The organism is Rheinheimera sp. SA_1 (assembly GCF_001669775.1).
In the GTDB taxonomy this organism is placed as follows: domain Bacteria; phylum Pseudomonadota; class Gammaproteobacteria; order Enterobacterales; family Alteromonadaceae; genus Pararheinheimera.
Genome location: NZ_LXWK01000016.1, coordinates 694220 through 711808, shown reverse-complemented (window position 1 = coordinate 711808; position 17589 = coordinate 694220). Strand labels below are relative to the sequence as shown.

The 17589-nt window shown below is 49.8% G+C and carries 14 protein-coding genes; 11 read left to right on the top strand and 3 right to left on the bottom strand.

What is annotated here, in order from left to right; genetic code table 11:
- The first annotated feature begins 105 nt into the window (after positions 1-105).
- From A5320_RS21985 to A5320_RS15090, 3 genes are all read left to right on the top strand, one after another.
- A complete protein-coding gene (locus A5320_RS21985; protein ID WP_197490130.1) occupies positions 106-267 on the top strand; it encodes a hypothetical protein in 162 nt (53 codons plus the stop codon).
- Between the two features lie 150 nt (positions 268-417).
- Positions 418-1329 (top strand): sterol desaturase family protein, encoded by a 912-nt coding sequence (locus A5320_RS15095; protein WP_082971796.1) that lies wholly within the window; start codon positions 418-420, stop codon positions 1327-1329.
- The gene (locus A5320_RS15090) at positions 1322-1942 is read left to right on the top strand and encodes a LysE family translocator (RefSeq protein ID WP_068066389.1); all 621 of its coding nucleotides are present in this window, start codon (positions 1322-1324) and stop codon (positions 1940-1942) included. The genes A5320_RS15095 and A5320_RS15090 overlap by 8 nt, the downstream gene beginning before the upstream one ends.
- 77 nt (positions 1943-2019) lie before the next feature.
- Here the strand turns inward: A5320_RS15090 and A5320_RS15085 are convergent, their stop codons facing one another.
- A complete protein-coding gene (locus tag A5320_RS15085) occupies positions 2020-3300 on the bottom strand; it encodes a hypothetical protein (protein WP_157605894.1) in 1281 nt (426 codons plus the stop codon).
- A gap of 141 nt (positions 3301-3441) precedes the next feature.
- Here A5320_RS15085 and A5320_RS15080 point away from each other — a divergent pair, with 141 nt between their 5' ends.
- Both A5320_RS15080 and tpx read left to right on the top strand, forming a co-directional pair.
- Positions 3442-4080 carry a methylamine utilization protein gene (locus A5320_RS15080; RefSeq protein ID WP_068066383.1) on the top strand — a complete coding sequence of 213 codons (639 nt, stop codon included), beginning with the start codon at positions 3442-3444 and terminating at the stop codon, positions 4078-4080.
- A gap of 154 nt (positions 4081-4234) precedes the next feature.
- On the top strand, positions 4235-4732 hold the full coding sequence (gene tpx / locus A5320_RS15075; protein WP_068066380.1) for a thiol peroxidase: 498 nt from the start codon (positions 4235-4237) through the stop codon (positions 4730-4732).
- Between the two features lie 56 nt (positions 4733-4788).
- Here tpx and A5320_RS15070 read toward each other — a convergent pair whose 3' ends face one another.
- Entirely contained in the window at positions 4789-9036 is a 4248-nt protein-coding gene (locus tag A5320_RS15070; RefSeq protein WP_157605891.1) for a hypothetical protein, read from the bottom strand.
- 433 nt (positions 9037-9469) lie between these two features.
- Between A5320_RS15070 and A5320_RS15065 the strand changes: the two genes are divergently transcribed.
- From A5320_RS15065 to A5320_RS15050, 4 genes are all read left to right on the top strand, one after another.
- Positions 9470-10660, top strand: coding sequence for a flavin reductase family protein (locus tag A5320_RS15065; protein ID WP_068066374.1), 1191 nt, complete (start codon positions 9470-9472; stop codon positions 10658-10660).
- 76 nt (positions 10661-10736) lie between these two features.
- A complete protein-coding gene (locus A5320_RS15060) occupies positions 10737-11927 on the top strand; it encodes a fatty acid desaturase family protein (RefSeq protein ID WP_082971795.1) in 1191 nt (396 codons plus the stop codon).
- A gap of 176 nt (positions 11928-12103) precedes the next feature.
- Positions 12104-12556 (top strand): hypothetical protein, encoded by a 453-nt coding sequence (locus A5320_RS15055; protein WP_068066371.1) that lies wholly within the window; start codon positions 12104-12106, stop codon positions 12554-12556.
- A gap of 83 nt (positions 12557-12639) precedes the next feature.
- Entirely contained in the window at positions 12640-13512 is an 873-nt protein-coding gene (locus A5320_RS15050) for a substrate-binding periplasmic protein (RefSeq protein ID WP_068066368.1), read from the top strand.
- A 107-nt stretch (positions 13513-13619) separates the two neighbouring features.
- Here A5320_RS15050 and mutH read toward each other — a convergent pair whose 3' ends face one another.
- Positions 13620-14288, bottom strand: coding sequence for a DNA mismatch repair endonuclease MutH (gene mutH / locus A5320_RS15045; RefSeq protein ID WP_068066366.1), 669 nt, complete (start codon positions 14286-14288; stop codon positions 13620-13622).
- A gap of 379 nt (positions 14289-14667) precedes the next feature.
- Between mutH and rppH the strand changes: the two genes are divergently transcribed.
- The gene (rppH, locus tag A5320_RS15040; protein ID WP_068066364.1) at positions 14668-15180 is read left to right on the top strand and encodes an RNA pyrophosphohydrolase; all 513 of its coding nucleotides are present in this window, start codon (positions 14668-14670) and stop codon (positions 15178-15180) included.
- Between the two features lie 27 nt (positions 15181-15207).
- Entirely contained in the window at positions 15208-17472 is a 2265-nt protein-coding gene (ptsP, locus tag A5320_RS15035; protein WP_068066361.1) for a phosphoenolpyruvate--protein phosphotransferase, read from the top strand.
- Positions 17473-17589 lie beyond the last annotated feature (117 nt).

Here is a 17589-nt window from a genome sequence, read left to right as displayed (position 1 = left end):
GCAGGCTGCTGGCAGTTGGCATGGCGCCAGTCTAGCGATGCCAGATGGCAGTCTCGCGACAATGTCTGTGAACGGTGCTGCAATGGCTATACCAGCAAAAGCATGATGCAAGAAATTGAATTTAAAAGACTTTTAAGTTTGATGTTTCGAGCGGCCTGTGAAATGCCTGCAAATTGCGCAGCAAAGCACAAAAGCAGTGCAAAAATTATGGTTTTTTTGTGGCCGGATGGTTTGCAGCACTGGGCTGTTGGCGTAAAGTCGCTGTAATTGACGTGAAGTTTAAGCAGTTGCTGACGCAGCAGTATACCCAAAATCATTGAAGATTCGGGTAGGCGACGAGGAGCGAGACCCCAGGAGCATAGTTGTCCTATGTGACTGGGGCGAGCGAGCGAAGGCAACAACCCCGAATCTTCAAGGATGACGGGTATATTTGTGCAGAGGTTGTCCGTGATCCCGGTTGAATTGATTTTAATCCTGTTAAGTCCGATTTTTTTCCTGTTTATCGCCTTTGAGTGGTATCAGTCGGAGCGCAAGCGCCAAAGCGTTTATCACTGGCGTGACAGTCTGGCCAATCTCGGGCTGGCTGCAATGCACCAGGCCGGTGATGCGCTGTCGTTGCTGTTGTTATTACCGTTTTTCTTTTGGCTGAGCCAGTTTGCAGTGTATTCGCTGCCGTTTAATCTGACCAACTTAGTGCTGTTGTTTATCCTGCAGGATTTTCTCTATTACTGGTTTCATCGCGCTTCGCATCAAATTCGCTGGTTGTGGGCGTCGCATGTGGTGCATCACAGCTCACGGCTGATGAACTTCAGCACTGCGTTTCGGCAAAGTCTGACTTACCCAATTTCCGGTATGTGGTTATTCTGGACACCGCTGGTGTTGCTCGGTTTTGACGTGCAGCTGGTGCTGGCGGTGGTGGCAATTAATCTGGCGTTCCAGTTTTTTGTGCATACCCGCTGGGGCGCTAATTGGGGCGTGCTGGGGCTGATTTTTAATACCCCAGCATGGCATCGGGTGCACCATGCCTGTAACCCTTTGTATATCGACAAAAATTACGCTGGGGTGTTGGTGATTTGGGATCGTTTGTTTGGTACTTTTCAACCCGAAGTGGCTGAAGTGCCTTGTGTCTATGGCATCACCGAAGATTTTGAATCGGTGAATCCACTGACCATCACTTTTTTTGAATGGCGGCGGATGTGGCTTGATTTACAACAAGACCGGCAGCAGGGCACTGGACTCAAAACAAAAATAGCCATTTTGTTTGGCCCACCCAAAGGTCGTACCGAGGCTGCAGCCAGCAACGAAGCCGGTGATCAACTCCATGATTAATTTAACTTTGTTATCTGTGTTTATTCCGACCTTTTTATTTGTATCTATTACTCCCGGCCTTTGTATGACGTTGTCGATGACACTGGGCATTAGCCTTGGCGTGCGGCGCACTTTGTGGATGATGTGGGGTGAAATGCTCGGCGTGGCACTGGTGGCAACTTCAGCTGTGCTGGGGGTGGCTGCGATATTGCTCGGAATGCCACAGCTGTTAGTGGCGTTTAAATGGCTGGGCGGGGCTTATCTTTGTTATGTCGGTGTGCAGATGTGGCAGTCCAAAGGAAAATTGGCTATTCCGGCGGCTGGTACTGTAATTGAGGTGTCCCGCCGACAGCTTTTTTGGCAAGGTTTTTTAACCGCGGTGTCCAACCCCAAAGGTTGGGCCTTTCATATGGCGTTATTGCCGCCTTTTATCGATGCTAAATTACCGTTCTGGCCGCAACTGGCGGTGTTGATGTGCATCATTCTGCTGTTGGAATTTGGCTGCTTGCTGCTGTACGCCAGTGGCGGTAAAGCGCTGCGGCTGATTTTCGCCCAAGAGCATAATGTGCGGTTACTCAATCGCATCGCCGGTAGCCTGATGTTGCTGGTTGGGGTGTGGCTGGCATTATCCTGAACTGCTGCCAATCTCGAGTAATTCATTGATTTAAAGTAAATTGATTTAAAAGTAATGATTTGCTCGCGCTATCGACTCTAATCAAATCGCCAATTGACGACCAGCTGCAGCTGCTGAAAACTCTGCTGTACCGGCCAGCCATCCCATTGTGCACGATTGGCCTGATGGCTGTTCAGCCGGCTCCATTCCAGCGCCAGCATCCATGCGGTACTTAAAGGCAGCTGCAGACTGATATTCCAGCCATGGCCATTGCCGTTATTGTCATCGCCGGGAAACTGATCCAAATCCTGCTGCTGCCAGTGATCATAGCGCAGGTTTAACCGGTAATTGCCGCCATCATAATGCAGCAGACTAAACCAGCTTTGATAATCCAGCAGCACTGCTTGCGGACCCATTTCGGTACTGCCGGTAAGATATTGGCTAACCAGCCGCCAGTTTTCGCTGAGCTGTTGTTGCCAGGCCAGACTTTGAAATTGCGTATCCCAGGCATATTGGCCATGGCGGAATACCAGCGGATCGCCGTTGTTGTCGTAATGATAAAGGCGCAATTCGGTATCAGATTGATGGGTCCAGTGCAGACCGAGATAGTAGCCGGTGCGATGGTCCAGTTCGCGCGTTGGCTGCACCCAGGCCGGTTGCGGCGCCAGCAAGCCTTCGCGAATACTGGGATAATTGGAAAAACGCACTTCTTCCCCAAGATTGGTTTGAAATGGATGGCTGGCAAAACCACGCCAACTGATGATTGAACCCAGTGGGTCATTACCCTGAAATAAACCAACAACGCCTTGCCAGCTGGAGTTTGAGTTGAAGAAACGGCCGGGTCGGCTCAGGCTAAATTCCAGGCCCCGGGCACGTAATTCTTCGGCGAGCCAGCTGTTGATCACCGAAAAATTGCTGCTATAGGGTGACGACCAGGCGGTATCGGTATTTTCCAGCGACATCGCCGGGTAAAAATATCCGGCTCTAGCACGCAGCCGGTAGCCTGCAATGGGCAAAGGCTGATAGCTAAGCCAGGCTTCGGTGACACCTAAATCGGCGGTTGGAATGCGATGCCACTGGCCATGTAAAGTGGCTGATAAGCTGCTGTCTGTATCAATTTGCAGTGCCAGCAGTTGTGGCCCGGCCTGCACCCCATTTTTTTCATAAGCAAGCTGGCCGGTGCCACCTTGCCACCACGGCTGTAAGCCATGGGGTTGTTGCTGCACTTGCATGACGCTGAACTCGCCTTTACCTTTGAGGGTGATGTTAGGCGTCAGCTCGGCTGCAAGTCCTTGTAAAGGCAGCGCCCCCATAGTGCAGACCACCGCTGATGGCAGCAATTTTTTTGGTAACAGATTCAGTTTATTGATATATATCATGAATAAAGGCGCCTGACCCAGATAGCACTCAAGCATAGCAGTTCTGTTTGTTGGTACAAAACAGTGCTTGCTGGTATTCAGGCTGAATTCGCCTGTTATACTCGAACATCACTGATGCAATTGATAGGTAGGCAGACTGCTATGTTGTTGAAATTATTGAGTTGTGGCTTGTTGCTTAGTGCAACGTTATTACCGATAACGCCGTTGCAGGCGGCTCCGCTGCAACTTCGCATCACCGATCAGCAGGGGCAGCCCCTGGCAGACGCCGTCGTTGAATTACTGGATCCGGCCAATAAAGCCTTTCGCAGTGTCACTGCCGAGGTGGCTCAGCAGGATCTCACTTTCCGACCTTTTGTTTCGGCAGTGCAGGTTGGCACACCGGTGGATTTTCCGAATCAGGACAAAACCCGCCATCATGTTTATTCCTTTTCACCGGCCAAAGTGTTTGAACTAAAATTGTACGCGGGTAAACCCGAAGCGCCGGTGCTGTTTGATACTCCAGGTATTGTCGCGCTCGGCTGCAATATTCACGATTATATGCAAGCTTATGTTTATGTTGGACAAAGTCCATTTTTAGCCGTGACGGATGAGCAGGGCATTGCTAAGTTCGCCGAACTGCCGGCAGCTGATTACCAGCTTAAACTCTGGCATCCGTGGCAAGATCAGGACGTTACAGCGCAATCGGTGAAAGTACCTTTAACTGAGACGGAATTTAAAATCGCGGTCACCCGGCAGGAAAAACCAAGTCGTCCGAAAAAAGGTTTTGGCAATAATTATTAGCGTCAAAGGGGTTGAAATGCCGGGAGGATGGCACCATGTCTGACAGCATCAATCATGGTGCGAACTTTAATCCACTGAGCTTTAATTCACTGAACTTTAATAATCTGCAGAACATTAACCGTCAGCCATAGGTTGACACCAAGGAGAGCAAAAGATGGCAACTGTTACTTTAAAAGGCAACCCAATTACCACACTGGCCGATTTACCGGCTATCGGCAGCAAGGCTCCGGATTTTACGCTGACTGGCGCAGGTCTTGCTGATGTGAAACTGGCAGATTTTGCCGGTAAACGACTGGTGCTGAACATTTTCCCAAGCGTTGACACACCAACGTGCGCAACTTCAGTGCGTAAATTTAATCAGGTGTTAAGCAGCCTTACCAACACTGCGGTGCTGAACATTTCTGCTGATTTGCCTTTTGCCCAGGCGCGTTTTTGTGGCGCTGAAGGCCTTGAGAACGTGTTAAGCGGCAGCAGCTTCCGTTCAACTTTTGGCAAAGATTACGGTGTAGTTTTCGCTACAGGCCCGTTAACTGGTTTGTTATCACGCGCTGTAGTAGTGCTGGATGAACAAGGCAAAGTAATTTACACCGAACAAGTCGCCGAAACAGCGAATGAACCGTCTTATGAAGCGGCAGTGGCTGCTTTAAACTAAACTGTTCGTCGCAACTGAATAAAAACGGGCCGCAATTGCGGCCCTATTTTTTGAGGTTACGTTTTATCGGTCAGATCGTCTTTTGCAATTTTATGATCAACAACTTCCTGGTCAACAATTTCCTTGTCAACAACATCCTGCTGAACGACTTCCTGATCAGCAACTGCTGTATTAATGTCCGGTGTCACCAAGTTCGCTGGTGCGGGCCAGAAACCACCGGCACTTAACTGACGCCAGGCCCATGGCAACCAACGCACTAATGCCGTCGCCAGCCATAACGACCACAACAACATCGCTAACTGATAACACCAAAGTGGCAGTGACCAACTGGTGGCGACCGGCAATTCACCGGTTGCAGCATCCTGATACCATTGTAAGTTTTGCAGATAGGAGCCGTTACCGGTCAGATGCATGTCCGGTTGTGACAACAAGCCATAAGGAATTGCCAGCAACAAGGCGCCGACAGCGGTCAGCGACAGCAGCAATAAACTCAGTTGTTGCAGGCGACCTTTCACGCCCATCAACGGCAGTTGCAGCTGACCTCTTTTGCTCAGACTGAACAGCCACAACGCAATTAACACCGGGATCCATAAACTGACGGTACTGATGCCGGCAAACAATAATAGCCAATGCCTTTTGGTTAATGGCGACGCGATCACGCGCGCTAACACTATCGCCAGCCCCAGCACTACCAATAACATGCCCCAGAATAAAATCGCCGGACCAATTGCAGGTCCATTAACTGCCCACAACCAGCGATCGGGTGGCAACTGCAATTGCAGATAAATATTACCGGCGGCCTGACCTAGATTGATCTCAGGTGTCTGATGTTGCCAGAACGAATCGCTTGGTTGCTGCCAGTTGATACTCAGCTGTTGGGTACCGGGCCGGATTGGCAATTGTAATAATGTGGATGCCGGTGCCGGCAATAGGTCGCTATCGGCCTGCAGTTGAGTAACCTCTGCCGCAGCAGGAAGTTGCAAAGTGTAAGTTTGGGCTGTGCTGGCCGTGATATCCAACACCAACCGCAGTTCAGCACTGCGTTTTCCTTGCTGTTGGCTAAGCAGCGCGCGGTGAATGGTGATGGTTTCGCCGGTAATGGCCGGTGGCTGGCTGATCTGTAACTGCAACTGTTCGCCAGGCCAAGGCCGCCACAGCTGTGGCATCGGGCTTGTGGCATCGGCGATGGCAGCAATGCCACTGCTGCTGATATGCCACTGCGGACCTGCCGCCAGTTGCCACACTTCGGTTAATTGTGGTTGTGGTACTGACGGTTGTTGCGCTGTCAGCTGCAGTTGATCGGCTTTTGCCAGACGCGATACCCAGCTGACCGAGTATTGATCGGGCGCTAATTGCAGCTGAATTTTGCCATCCAGCACCGTTTGTTTACTGATTGGTGTCTCACCTGGCAGCAGTGGCAACGCAATTTGCAAACTGGCGTTGGACTGGCCTTGGCGTTCTAAAGTGGAATGTAGCTGCCATTCCAAGCCAAGTTGCAAACGCCGGGTCAGCACTGCGACTGGTGCAATAGAACTTTGTGACGGATCCAGCCGTTGTTGGGTGGCAATTTTACTGGTGCGCTGCAATTGCAGTTGCTTGCGGCTTTCCAATAAGGATGGCAGATCGTCGGCATTGGTCGTATCGAGGCTCAGACTCCAGCCCTGTAGTTGACTGGTTAGTTGATGCCAGGGGTGGGCAAACTGTAGATTTAACTGCGAAATATTGGCCACGTGAAGTTGCAGCTGCAGCTGATACTGGCCTTTGGGCAACAACAACCAATGTTGTTCGTCCTTGCTGTATAAAGTGGCCGGAAATTGATCCAGGGTGATTTGACTGATTAGATTCAGAGCCACCGGCAACGGCCAGGCGGTATCTTCCTGGCTATGCAAAGTCAGCGTCACTGTGATTTCATCATCGTTGGCGTTCAGATGCAGCTGCGAAATACTGCTGCACTCCGGCAGACATGCGGGACGTTTGAGCAGACGTTGTTCAAGTTCGGCTAATAACTCTGCATCCGGCAAACTCTGACCGAATGCCGGGCTAGGGCTGATGGTTGCGCCCAGTAACAGTAATGCCGGCAACAATGCCATGACCGATACTGACACAGAGCCAGGCGCTGGTTTTTGTACCAATACCTTCCAGTCAACACGCCATAACTGACGGCTTAACAGCCACCAAAAAGCCAACGTCAGCAGCACGGTCACCAACGACCCGAGTCGGTTTAACCAGGCCGGTACCAGATACAATTGCGTTTGTTCTTCCGCCAGAACCGGACCTTGCCAGCGCAGCGTAACCGTTTGCCATTGCCAATCCGGCCGGGCGGGGCCGGTCTGGATCCGCGCTGTTGGATCTTGCGCTAAGGATGGCGTGGGTAGGGGATCAGCTAATTTTTTGCTCAATTTCTGATATTCATTGACGGCAACCGAACTCATGGCACCAGCTACACTCGCCACCGGCGGTGCCGCTGCCACCTGTTGTTCGGCCATTTTTGCGGAGGCCTGACGCTCAGCACGTTCATAAGCTGCGCTACGTTGCTCGTCGGTGTTTGAACTGTTCTGATATTGAATGCTGTGCCATGGTTTTTCCAATTGCGGGTAAATTGCCAGCCGGACTTGATCAATCGCAAACGGCAATAACAGCAGCAATAACATCACCGCGCAAAGTTGGCTGGCCCGTTGCAGCCATTTTAAGGCGCGGCCGGAAGCAATTTTCAGCAGCGCCAATAACGACACCAACACCAGCCACAACCACTGCGGCGCATCAGGACGTTGATACATTAGCAACATGCAACTCAATGCTAATAGCGCCAGTTGCCAGCCAAACATTCGGCCGCAGGCAGTGGCTAACAGCAACACAAAAAAGATGTCCCATAAGGTCCAGTTTTGGATGTAACCACCGTAAATTTCATCGGCACCGGTCGCAGTAAATAAGGACCAGCCGGGTGGCAATTGTAACTGCATTTCTACTTGCGAAAATCTGGCTTGCCAACCGCTGACCGGTAAAGCAGCGGGCAGTGCGGATGGCAACGGCACTGTATTCACTGTGGTCAATAGTAGCGGGTTTTGCCGTAATTCAACCCCAGGTTGTTGTTGAGGTAATTGTGTAATTAGCTGCGGCTCACCGGCAAGTTCGGCTCTGCCAAGTTGATAAGGTGCCATCACCTCTAAGCGGCTGCTGCTGGCTAACTCGCCGGTCAGCGTATCTGCGACTGTCAGCGTATCGCCATTAAAATTAAGCCAGGCGGTTTTATTCAATTGCAGTTGATCCTGACTTTGGGTGGCACCGCGGCTTTGTTGTTCCAGCTGGAGACTGCTACCGACAGTCATTTGATACAACGGATATTGCCGCCAGTGCTGTGGTACCTGCGTTTGATTAGGGTCGAGAGCTGGCGCGCCGCTGATCCGCACGGTGCGAAGTTCAGGCGCTGCCACAAAAGCCAGAATTTCCGTTTCGGGCCATGGAGCTTTAGCCTCTGGCAACGCCAGGCTAGCTAAGGGGGCAAAACTTTGGCTGACTAATTCAACCTGAAAACGCCCGGGTTGCAATTGCAGTCGCAACTGACCATCGGCATTGAGCAAAGCCGGTAATTCGCTGTTGAGTGACAACGCCTGAAATGAGGGTAACAAGGCACCGGATAATACGATTTCACGGGAATTACCGCTGATATCGAGCTGGAGAACGGTAGTGAGGCGTGCCGGAATATGGTCTTCGAGTAACCGAAACACCTGGATCTGTAATTGGTCCTGCGCCAAATCTGCACTCTGTTGGTCGGTAGGTTGTAACCAGACCTGGCGACCGAGTCTTTTCGGTTGGGCGACCTTTTGCTGCAGCCACTGCAATTGCAATATGCCGCTTTGGGTCGGGATCTGCAGATATTCCGGAGCTTGCTGCCAGTGAAATTTCCCGGTTAATCGCCAGTTGCCGGCAGTGAGCCAGATTTGCGGTTCACCATTGAGGTCACGAATAGCGGGTGAGCTTGCTTCGTCTATCCGATTGCGGGCTACAACTTCTTGCGGCCAATGCCGCACATCACCCGGCAAAGTGACCCAGCCTTGTCGAAATAACTGCAGATTGATGCTGAATTCGCCACCGGTGGGGCTGGCGTCAATGCGAGTCTGACCAATCCATAAGCATTGTTGCTCTTCGCCATCCAGCCAGGGACAAGAATGATTCGGATGCTTTGCCAGCACCCATGCCTGCCAGGGTTGTAATGCCGGTGGAATTTGCCCGGGAATATTGCTGTTTTGCAGCTGACTGGTGGTGGCGGTTTGGGCCGATGCCGCAAAGCTAACTAGGCTGCTCATTAGCGTTGCCAGAAGTAACTGGCTGCACCAGTGTGGTAATTTTTGCCAAAACGGATGGTTTAATGTAAGAAATGCCACAACAGCCAACATGGGTGAATCCTTCCTGAGCATAAGGGCACTGCGTTGCCAGTGCCGGTTGATGTCACAACGCAATCATAATATAGCATTGATTTTTATATAGATAACCAGATTGTTGTTGGGGGAAGTTACCGGATATTTACATTTTCCTGTAAATCTCAATGACGGCCATGCCAGCGCACAACTGTAATCTTTTTAGAAATTTATTTTATGAAAAATATCTGATGCATCTCAGGTAGATGCACCTAAGCTCGCTAAACATAAGCTTATTAATAAGCTAGGTTTAAAAATATTCACTGGAATATAAAAATAAAATAGAGTACAACTGTGCGCTGAAGTTTTCAGGTGCAACCACATGACGTTATTTTCTACCCCGCAACCCAAGCGGTTAAACCAACAGATCACCAAGAAATCCGTCACCGCCGCAGCGTTGTTGCAACAATGCTGGCGTTGGTGTTGCCAAGTGGCATTGGTGCAACCATCGCTGCTTAGTTATCTTGAGCCTCTGATCCGGTTCGTGCGACCCACATTTCGGGCGCATTTAAGCCACGCGAAACTGCTGAAGTTACAGCAACAAGGCAACTTCCTGCATCTGACGTTGCGACCTGGTCATCGTTGGCAAGGTTTTATTCCAGGGCAACATCTGCAGCTGGTGCTGGAAATTGATGGCCGTGCCGTCAGTCGTACTTTTAGTATCAGCTCGTCGCTGCAGCTGTTTTTGCAACAGGGACTGATCACACTGACCATTCAGCAGCAGCCACAGGGCGTAATCAGCAACCAGTTGCAGCAATTGTTGCAGCCGCCGATGCAACCGGTGCCAGTTACAGGTTCAGCACCAAAGCTGTCGCTACACCTAAGCGCTGCACGGGGCGCTTTTACGCTTTCCCAACACCAGCCGGCGTTGCTACTAGCCGCTGGCTCAGGCATTACGCCCATCCATGCCATGTTAACGTCCATCTCCCGGCTGACTCAGCCACTGCTGCTCATTTACAGCTATCGCGGTGCTGATCAGTTGCTATTTGCTGCTAGTTGGCGTGAGTTACAGCAAAAATTTCCACTGTTAAAGGTGCAGCTCATTGATACCCAAAGTCGCGGTCGCGTCACAGTCGCTGAAGTGACAGCTTGGTTGCTGCACCAACCGGCTAGTCAGGTTTATCTTTGCGGGCCGGCCTCTTTTAGCCAGTGCTGGCAGCAACAGTTGGCGTTATTGCCTGTTCCGGCGTCGAACATCAACCAGGAATCCTTTGGCTTAGGTGCTGTGCCTTCAGCGAATGGCGATCGAAGACCGCATCACATTACTGTGACTTTGGCCGCACAAAGACTGACCGTTCAAAGCGGCGAGGGCAGTTTATTACAAAGCCTGGAAGCGGCGGGTCTGGATCCGGCTTATGGCTGTCGACGCGGTATTTGCATGCAGTGTCTTTGCCAGAAAAGTCAGGGCTTGGTGCGTAATCTGGTCACTGGCGAGACTTCGGATGCCGGGCCAGGCCAAATTCAGTTATGTATCAGTCAGCCGCTGTCTGCCGTGGAACTGAGCTTGGTTTGAACGTGCTTTCTAGCGGTCGCAATGACCACAGGCGAGCCGCTAAAAATGTGCAGAATTTAATCTCGGAATAAGCAGAATGAACGATCAACAACAGCAATATAAGCAGCAAGATCAAAGGCAACAAACAGCAGTAGAAAATGCGGTAGCAGCGGAGCAAGTTGGCTCGCTTGCAACTGACGGGCATTTTAGCGAAACACAGGCCAGCGCGCTGGCAGCCGATTTAGATGCGCTCGCCCATAAAACTCGTGCTGAAGTGGGCAGTGCCGATAGTCATTATTTGCTCCGAATGCTGCAGATCCAGCGGCTGGCTGCGATCAGCGGTCGATTGTTGATGGTGGCCGGTTTTTGGTCGGCCTGGTGGTGGGGGCTGGGGGTACTGCTGTTGGCGCTGGCGAAAATTCTCGACAATATGGAAATTGGCCACAATGTATTGCATGGTCAGTATGATTTTATGAATCATCCGTACCTGAATTCCCGCAATTTTGAGTGGGATATCGCCTGTGATGCTAAATCCTGGCAACGCACCCACAATTTTGAACATCACACCTATACCAATGTCATCGGAAAAGACCGCGATTTTGGGTATGGATTGCTGCGACTGAGTGATGATTTTCGCTGGCGGTTGCAAAATAGCTGGCAAATTGTCACCTATTTTATGCTCAGTACACTGTTTCAGTGGGGCGTGTCGTACCATGAAATGGCGGCAGAGCGGGTATTTTTCGGCCGGAAAAAAGCCGGTCGGGTGGCGCAAGTCACGGATGCTGAACTTAAAAAAGCCTTTTTTGGCAAAGGTGGCCGCCAGTTGCTGAAAGATTATCTGCTGTTTCCATTGTTGGCGGGACCGATGTTTTTACCGGTGTTGTTTGGTAATTTTCTGGCGAATTTACTACGCAACTGGTGGACGTCGACCATCATCTTTTGTGGCCATTTTACTGCTGAAGTGCATATTTTTAAGCCCGAAGTTTGTGACAACGAAAGCCGTGGCCATTGGTATTACCGGCAAATGCTGGGCTCATCGAATTTTAGCGGGCCGCGCTGGTTCCATATTTTATCCGGTCATTTAAGCTGTCAGATTGAACATCATCTGTTTCCCGACTTGCCGGCTTATCGTTATTTACAACTAGCACCACAGGTCGCAGCTATCGCCAACAAACACGGTATTCCATACCACAGTAACAGTTTTGCCCGGCAGTACCTGAGTGTGCTGCAACGCATTTTGCGTTATTCAGTGCCGGGGAAACAACGTCAAGTTGCCACCACATTATAAAAATTTAGAGAATTAGCTACAGAAGGTTAACTGCCTGCATGTGGTAAATCTGCCGATCCAAAAAACCTGATAGAAACTTGATATTTCGGTTTTTCAGTTGATTTTTCACTGGTAGGTCTTTGGCAATGTCGCTAGTATCAAGTGCGATGTAAAGCAGCCAGATAGGAAAGTTGGCGATGAATTATTACTCTGGATTTTTATTAGGCTTGATGTTGATTTGTTCAAGTCTGTTTTATGGGTTGGCTTTAACCAACAATGACAAAAAATATCAGCCAGTAAGTTCTGTGCTGGACGGGACCTGGCGATTAGTGTCAACCCGGATACTGACACTTGACGGTAAGTTATTGTCGGAAAAGGACTCAACCCAGTTACAGTCGATTAAAGTAGTTGCGAATCAGCACTTCAGTTTTGTCAGTAAAACCACGACCGGTGAATTGTTACAAGCTGCTGCCGGCACTTTTGAACTGGTGAAAAATCGCTATTCAGAATCGGTGGAACTATCGGCTGTGGCAGAGACACAGAAGCAGCAACATTACGAATGGCGTCTGGAACAAGGCCTTTGGTATCAGCGTAGTGAAGCTCAGCAGCAAGTTGTGGAGCAGGTCTGGCAACTGGTTGAAGCAATTTGAAACAACAACCCGATCCGGCACAATACTAATTTGGAAAATATGCACTAAGCTTGCTTTGGATAGACTAAACCAAGAGGCAGCATATGAAAATTCTAACCCTCCTCTCGTGCATCACGCTGGTTTTATTACAAATTGGTTGTAAGCCAGCGCCTGTAACCCCGTCAGCTCCTGCTGATGCAGCGACTCCCCCGGTCACAGAAACCGCTCCAGCTCCAACCGCGCAACCTGCGGCCACGACCACTGAACCTGTGGCACAAGCCTGTGTGTTAAAACTCGGCTTTGAAGCATGGGAACCCTACCAATATGTAGGTATGGATCAAAAACCAGCGGGTCTTGATATCGAACTGGTACAAGCAGTTGCCACCAAAATGAATTGTGAAATTACCCCCCAACAAGGCACTTGGGTTGATCTGATTGCCGGGTTAAAAGCGGGAGAAGTTGATATGTTGCTCGGTGCTTCGAAAACGGCGGCCCGTGAGGAATATGCATTTTTCTCAGAACCCTACCGTAAAGAGCAGTTTGTACTCTTTGTTCGTACAGCCGAAGTGGCAGAACTACCGCAAAATACCATGACCGACTTTTTAAGCGCCGGTAAAAAGCTTGGCATTGTCAGCGAGTACTATTACGGTGAAGAGTTTACGCAGCTATACAGTGATGACAAACTCAAAACCAATTTTGTTGAAGCGTCGTTGAGCGAATTAAATCTGGCACGACTGATCGATGAAGAAATTGACGGTATGCTGGAAGACAGGTTTGTTGCTGCATCCATGCTCAGACGCAAAGGGCTGGACAAAACAGTCAGCCCACACAGCATTACGCTGGGTGATAACGATGTGTATGTCATGTTCAGTAAAACAACGGTAGCTGACAGCAAAGTCGGCGCCTTTAATGCTGCAATGGCTGCGATCCGTCAGAACGGTGAATACGACGCTATTATGGCGCGTTACCAGCAGTAGCTGTGGTCATTGAGTACTGGTTGTTTATCTAGTGTGGATCTTGGGTTGAAGCTGGCGGTTGTTAAAAACGATCTTTTAAAACGCCGCCAGCGTCAGCCATAACCGTATCAGGTTCCAAACTGCCGTTGCAGGATCTCTGCCGTGAAGTTGGCTTTCAGATAAAAGCCACGGGGTAAGGTCTGAATAGGCTGGCCGTCGCTACCAACAGCTGCGGTCAGTGCTTTGGCGTTGGCGGCTTTGGGTCTGAGTTGCAACACTTTACCGTGCGCACCGCGGATCTGATCGATACCGCCGAGCACAATCAGCTCCATTAGTTCTTCCCAGTCTTGCTGCAGTGATAGTTGTTGTTGTTGATCAGGCTGCCACAAAAAAGCTGAACCTATTACCCGTTCAGCCAATGGCAAACTGCGCTCCGCCCACACCGGCACCCAAAGCACCTGTTGTAACTTGCGATAAACCCAGGAGTCTTGCCAGCGTTGCAGGCTCAGATCAGTCAGTGCAGCTACACAAACGTAGGTACTTTCAAGCGGTTTACCGGCGTTGTCGATGGGCAGGGTTTTGAGTTCAATCCCCAGTTGCGGAAAATCAGGCTCTGCTTTGGAACCACTGCTGGCGCCTAACGCCTGCTCCAGCATTTGTCCGACCATACCTTTATCGCGTTTCAGATCCTGGGGCAATGACAACTCTAGCTTGGCGGCTAATTCGCCAAGCGTCAGGCCCGCTAATTGCCGGGCACGGTACATTAATTCAGCAACATCAACCGGGGGCAAAATCATTGGCAGCACCTATGCAATAACTATCGGCAAACTAACATTTTTTTTGGACTTTGACTGGTTATTTTATCGGCAATCCAACTTATGCACAGTGTGCAAGCAACTGCAATGAAGGTGTGATCTACCTAACTCAATGATATTCATCTATAAATTTATAATTCACTGTGGCAACCGGCCACTCTTTCAAAAGTTATTCATGGATAAGAACAAGGATGTGCACAGATTTATCTACAACTCCTGTGTAGAAGTGCACAATGGGTGGCTGTATGTTTACTGAACTGTGGATAACTTTTGTAAACCCATCGCCAAATACCGTTTGCCGTGGCAGCGACTTTGTGAAAGAATCTTTTCACAAGCTGCTGTAAATTAGCTAGAGGTTAGTGTGATCGATGCCGAAGGTTTTCGGGCCAATGTCGGCATAGTGATTTGTAATCACCAGGGACAGGTGTTTTGGGCTCGCAGATATGGACAACATTCCTGGCAGTACCCGCAGGGTGGCATAGACGACGGTGAATCACCGGAGCAAGCCATGTATCGCGAATTAAATGAAGAAGTAGGTTTATCGCCCGCTGATGTAGAAATAGTGGCAGTCACCAAACATTGGCTGAGATATAAACTACCGAAACGGTTAATTCGTCGCGATTCAAACCCGGTATGTATTGGTCAGAAGCAAAAATGGTTTTTATTGCGTCTGACCTGCAAGGACGAAGATGTTAATCTGCTAAAAACTACACATCCGGAATTTGATGACTGGCGTTGGGTCAGTTATTGGTATCCAGTGCGTCAGGTCGTTGCTTTTAAACGGGAAGTTTACCGTAAAGTAATGAAAGAGTTTGCCCCGGTCGCTTTGCCGTTTATTCGTCGTGAAGTTAAAAAAAGTAATGGGGTGAGGTAGCTCACCCTGTGACATCAAGGGGTCGTTATGCTGGGCCAGCTGAGGCGTATTGTACAGGACGTTGCGCAAGAACCATCACTGGCTAATGCTTTAGCCGGTTTGGTCTCGAACGTTAAAAATGCGCTGCAAACGGAGTGCTGCTCGGTTTATCTGGCCGACTACCAACAACAACAATTCATGTTGATGGCCACCGATGGCCTGAATAAAGACGCGATTGGTAAAGTGGCGATTGGCTTTTCCGAAGGTCTGATTGGCTGGGTCGGCCAACGTGAAGAACCGATCAACTTAGCTGCCGCTCATTTACATCCCCGATTTAAAGTGACCCCCGAAGTCAGTGAAGACTGTTTCTCCGCATTTTTAGGTTGCCCCATTATTCATCACCGTAAAGTGCTAGGCGTGTTGACCATTCAGCAATCGGCGTCGCGGGTATTTAGTGAAGATGAAGAATCGTTTTTAGTCACTTTAGGCGTGCAGCTAGCCTCGGTGCTGGTGAATGCTGAAATGCGCGAACTGGCCAGTCAAAGCTCGCCAAAACATGTGCATGTCGGGCAGTTGCAAGGCTTAATCGGCGCGCCGGGCATTGCGATTGGTCAGGGGTTTGTACTGCAACCGGCCAGTGATTTTGATGCGATTTCCCTGCAAAAATCTGACGATCCGGAAAAAGAACTATCGCGCTTTTACCGCGCAGTAAAAGTCACTAAAGCCGAATTTAATCGGCTGGCCGAGCGGATGTCAGGACATTTACCTCCTGACGCGCTGGCGATTTTTGATGTTTACCATCAGCTACTAGATGCCGCGAGTTTGGGCAACGAGATTGAAGCGCAAATTGCTGAAGGCTGGTGTGCCAAAAGTTCGCTAAAACGGGTAGTGGAAAAGTTTGCCCGCCAATTTGACGACATGGACGATGCTTATCTGCGTGAACGCGGTACCGATATCCGTGATTTAGGCCAGCGGGTTCTCAATCATTTACTCGAAACCGAACAGCGTCATCATAAATTGCCGGAACACGTGGTACTGGTGGCCGAAAACGTCACTGCGACCATGTTGGCGGAAATTCCGCGGGCACAGCTGGTGGCTATTGTATCGCTGAAAGGCTCAGTCAATTCGCATGCTGCCATTATGGCGCGGGCCTTGGGTATTCCGGCCGTCATGGGTGTCGACGAACTGCCATTAATGCAATGGCAAGGCCAGCAACTGATTGTCGATGGTTATCAAGGCAATATTCTGGTGTCGCCAGCCGACGCCATTTGTCATGAATACCGGCAATTAATGAGTAAAGACGCCGAGCTGAATGCCCGTTATCAGGCGGAACTACATTTACCGGGGCAAAGTGCCTGTGGCGCCCGCTTTAATCTGATGGTGAACTCCGGGCTTGCCATTGAGCTTGAAACCACCCAATCGGAATTTACCGATGGAGTAGGTTTATACCGGACTGAATTTCCTTTTATTATCCGCAGCCGTTTTCCAACTGAACAAGAGCAGGTCGAACTGTATCGCAAAGTGCTGAATGGTTATCCGGATAAACCGGTGGTGATGCGTACTCTGGATGTTGGAGGTGATAAACCTTTGCCATATTTCCCGATTTCTGAAGAAAACCCATTTTTAGGCTGGCGCGGTATTCGCTTAACGCTGGATCATCCGGAAATTTTCCTGGTGCAAATTCGTGCCATGCTCAAATCAAATATCGGCAATGGCAATTTGCATATTTTATTGCCGATGATTTCCGATTTAGCCGAAGTCGATGAATCGCTGCGGCTGATTAAACAAGCCTGGTTCGAAGTGGATGATGAAGTCAATCATCAGCATGTGGTACCCAAACCCAAAGTCGGGGTGATGATTGAAGTTCCTTCGATTATGTATCAACTGCCGGAACTCGCGCGCAAGGTCGATTTTTGCTCGGTTGGCACCAATGATTTAACCCAGTATTTGCTGGCGGTGGATCGCAACAATCCAAGAGTTGGCAATTTATACGATGCGCTGCACCCATCGGTATTACGTGCCTTACATCAATTAGGACAACAAACCCATGGGCTGCAATTCCCGACCAGTATCTGTGGAGAACTGGCTGGCGAACCGATCGGCGTGTTGATCCTGGCAGCAATGGGTTTTAACCGTTTTAGTATGAACCATCGCAACCTGGCAAAAATCAAATGGTTGCTGCGCCGGATTGATTTATCTGAACTTAAATTATTGTTACCGGAAATTCTGGCCTGTCAGTCGCCAAAACAAGTCCGGCTGCAAGTGCAACGTTTCCTCGACCAAAAACAATTGCTGAATCAACTGCGGGCCTGAGTTGGTTTCATTGCAACTGTAATATTTGGCCGTTACTTTATCGTGGTTTTGCCGCTTGAAAATGTCTGCGCCAGTGTTATCCTGCGACCGCAATCATTCATCCATCGACACAAGGGT

Excerpts from the sequence above, each read along its gene's own strand:
- mutH (WP_068066366.1), bottom strand. The coding sequence starts at position 14,288 with ATGATTTTGCCCCCGGTTGATGTTGCTGAATTAATGTACCGTGCCCGG.
- tpx (WP_068066380.1), top strand. The coding sequence starts at position 4,235 with ATGGCAACTGTTACTTTAAAAGGCAACCCAATTACCACACTGGCCGAT.
- A5320_RS15095 (WP_082971796.1), top strand. The coding sequence starts at position 418 with ATGACGGGTATATTTGTGCAGAGGTTGTCCGTGATCCCGGTTGAATTG.
- A5320_RS21985 (WP_197490130.1), top strand. The coding sequence starts at position 106 with ATGCAAGAAATTGAATTTAAAAGACTTTTAAGTTTGATGTTTCGAGCG.
- A5320_RS15085 (WP_157605894.1), bottom strand. The coding sequence starts at position 3,300 with ATGATATATATCAATAAACTGAATCTGTTACCAAAAAAATTGCTGCCA.
- ptsP (WP_068066361.1), top strand. The coding sequence starts at position 15,208 with ATGCTGGGCCAGCTGAGGCGTATTGTACAGGACGTTGCGCAAGAACCA.
- A5320_RS15060 (WP_082971795.1), top strand. The coding sequence starts at position 10,737 with ATGAACGATCAACAACAGCAATATAAGCAGCAAGATCAAAGGCAACAA.
- A5320_RS15090 (WP_068066389.1), top strand. The coding sequence starts at position 1,322 with ATGATTAATTTAACTTTGTTATCTGTGTTTATTCCGACCTTTTTATTT.
- A5320_RS15050 (WP_068066368.1), top strand. The coding sequence starts at position 12,640 with ATGAAAATTCTAACCCTCCTCTCGTGCATCACGCTGGTTTTATTACAA.
- A5320_RS15070 (WP_157605891.1), bottom strand. The coding sequence starts at position 9,036 with ATGAGCAGCCTAGTTAGCTTTGCGGCATCGGCCCAAACCGCCACCACC.
- A5320_RS15055 (WP_068066371.1), top strand. The coding sequence starts at position 12,104 with ATGAATTATTACTCTGGATTTTTATTAGGCTTGATGTTGATTTGTTCA.
- A5320_RS15080 (WP_068066383.1), top strand. The coding sequence starts at position 3,442 with ATGTTGTTGAAATTATTGAGTTGTGGCTTGTTGCTTAGTGCAACGTTA.
- A5320_RS15065 (WP_068066374.1), top strand. The coding sequence starts at position 9,470 with ATGACGTTATTTTCTACCCCGCAACCCAAGCGGTTAAACCAACAGATC.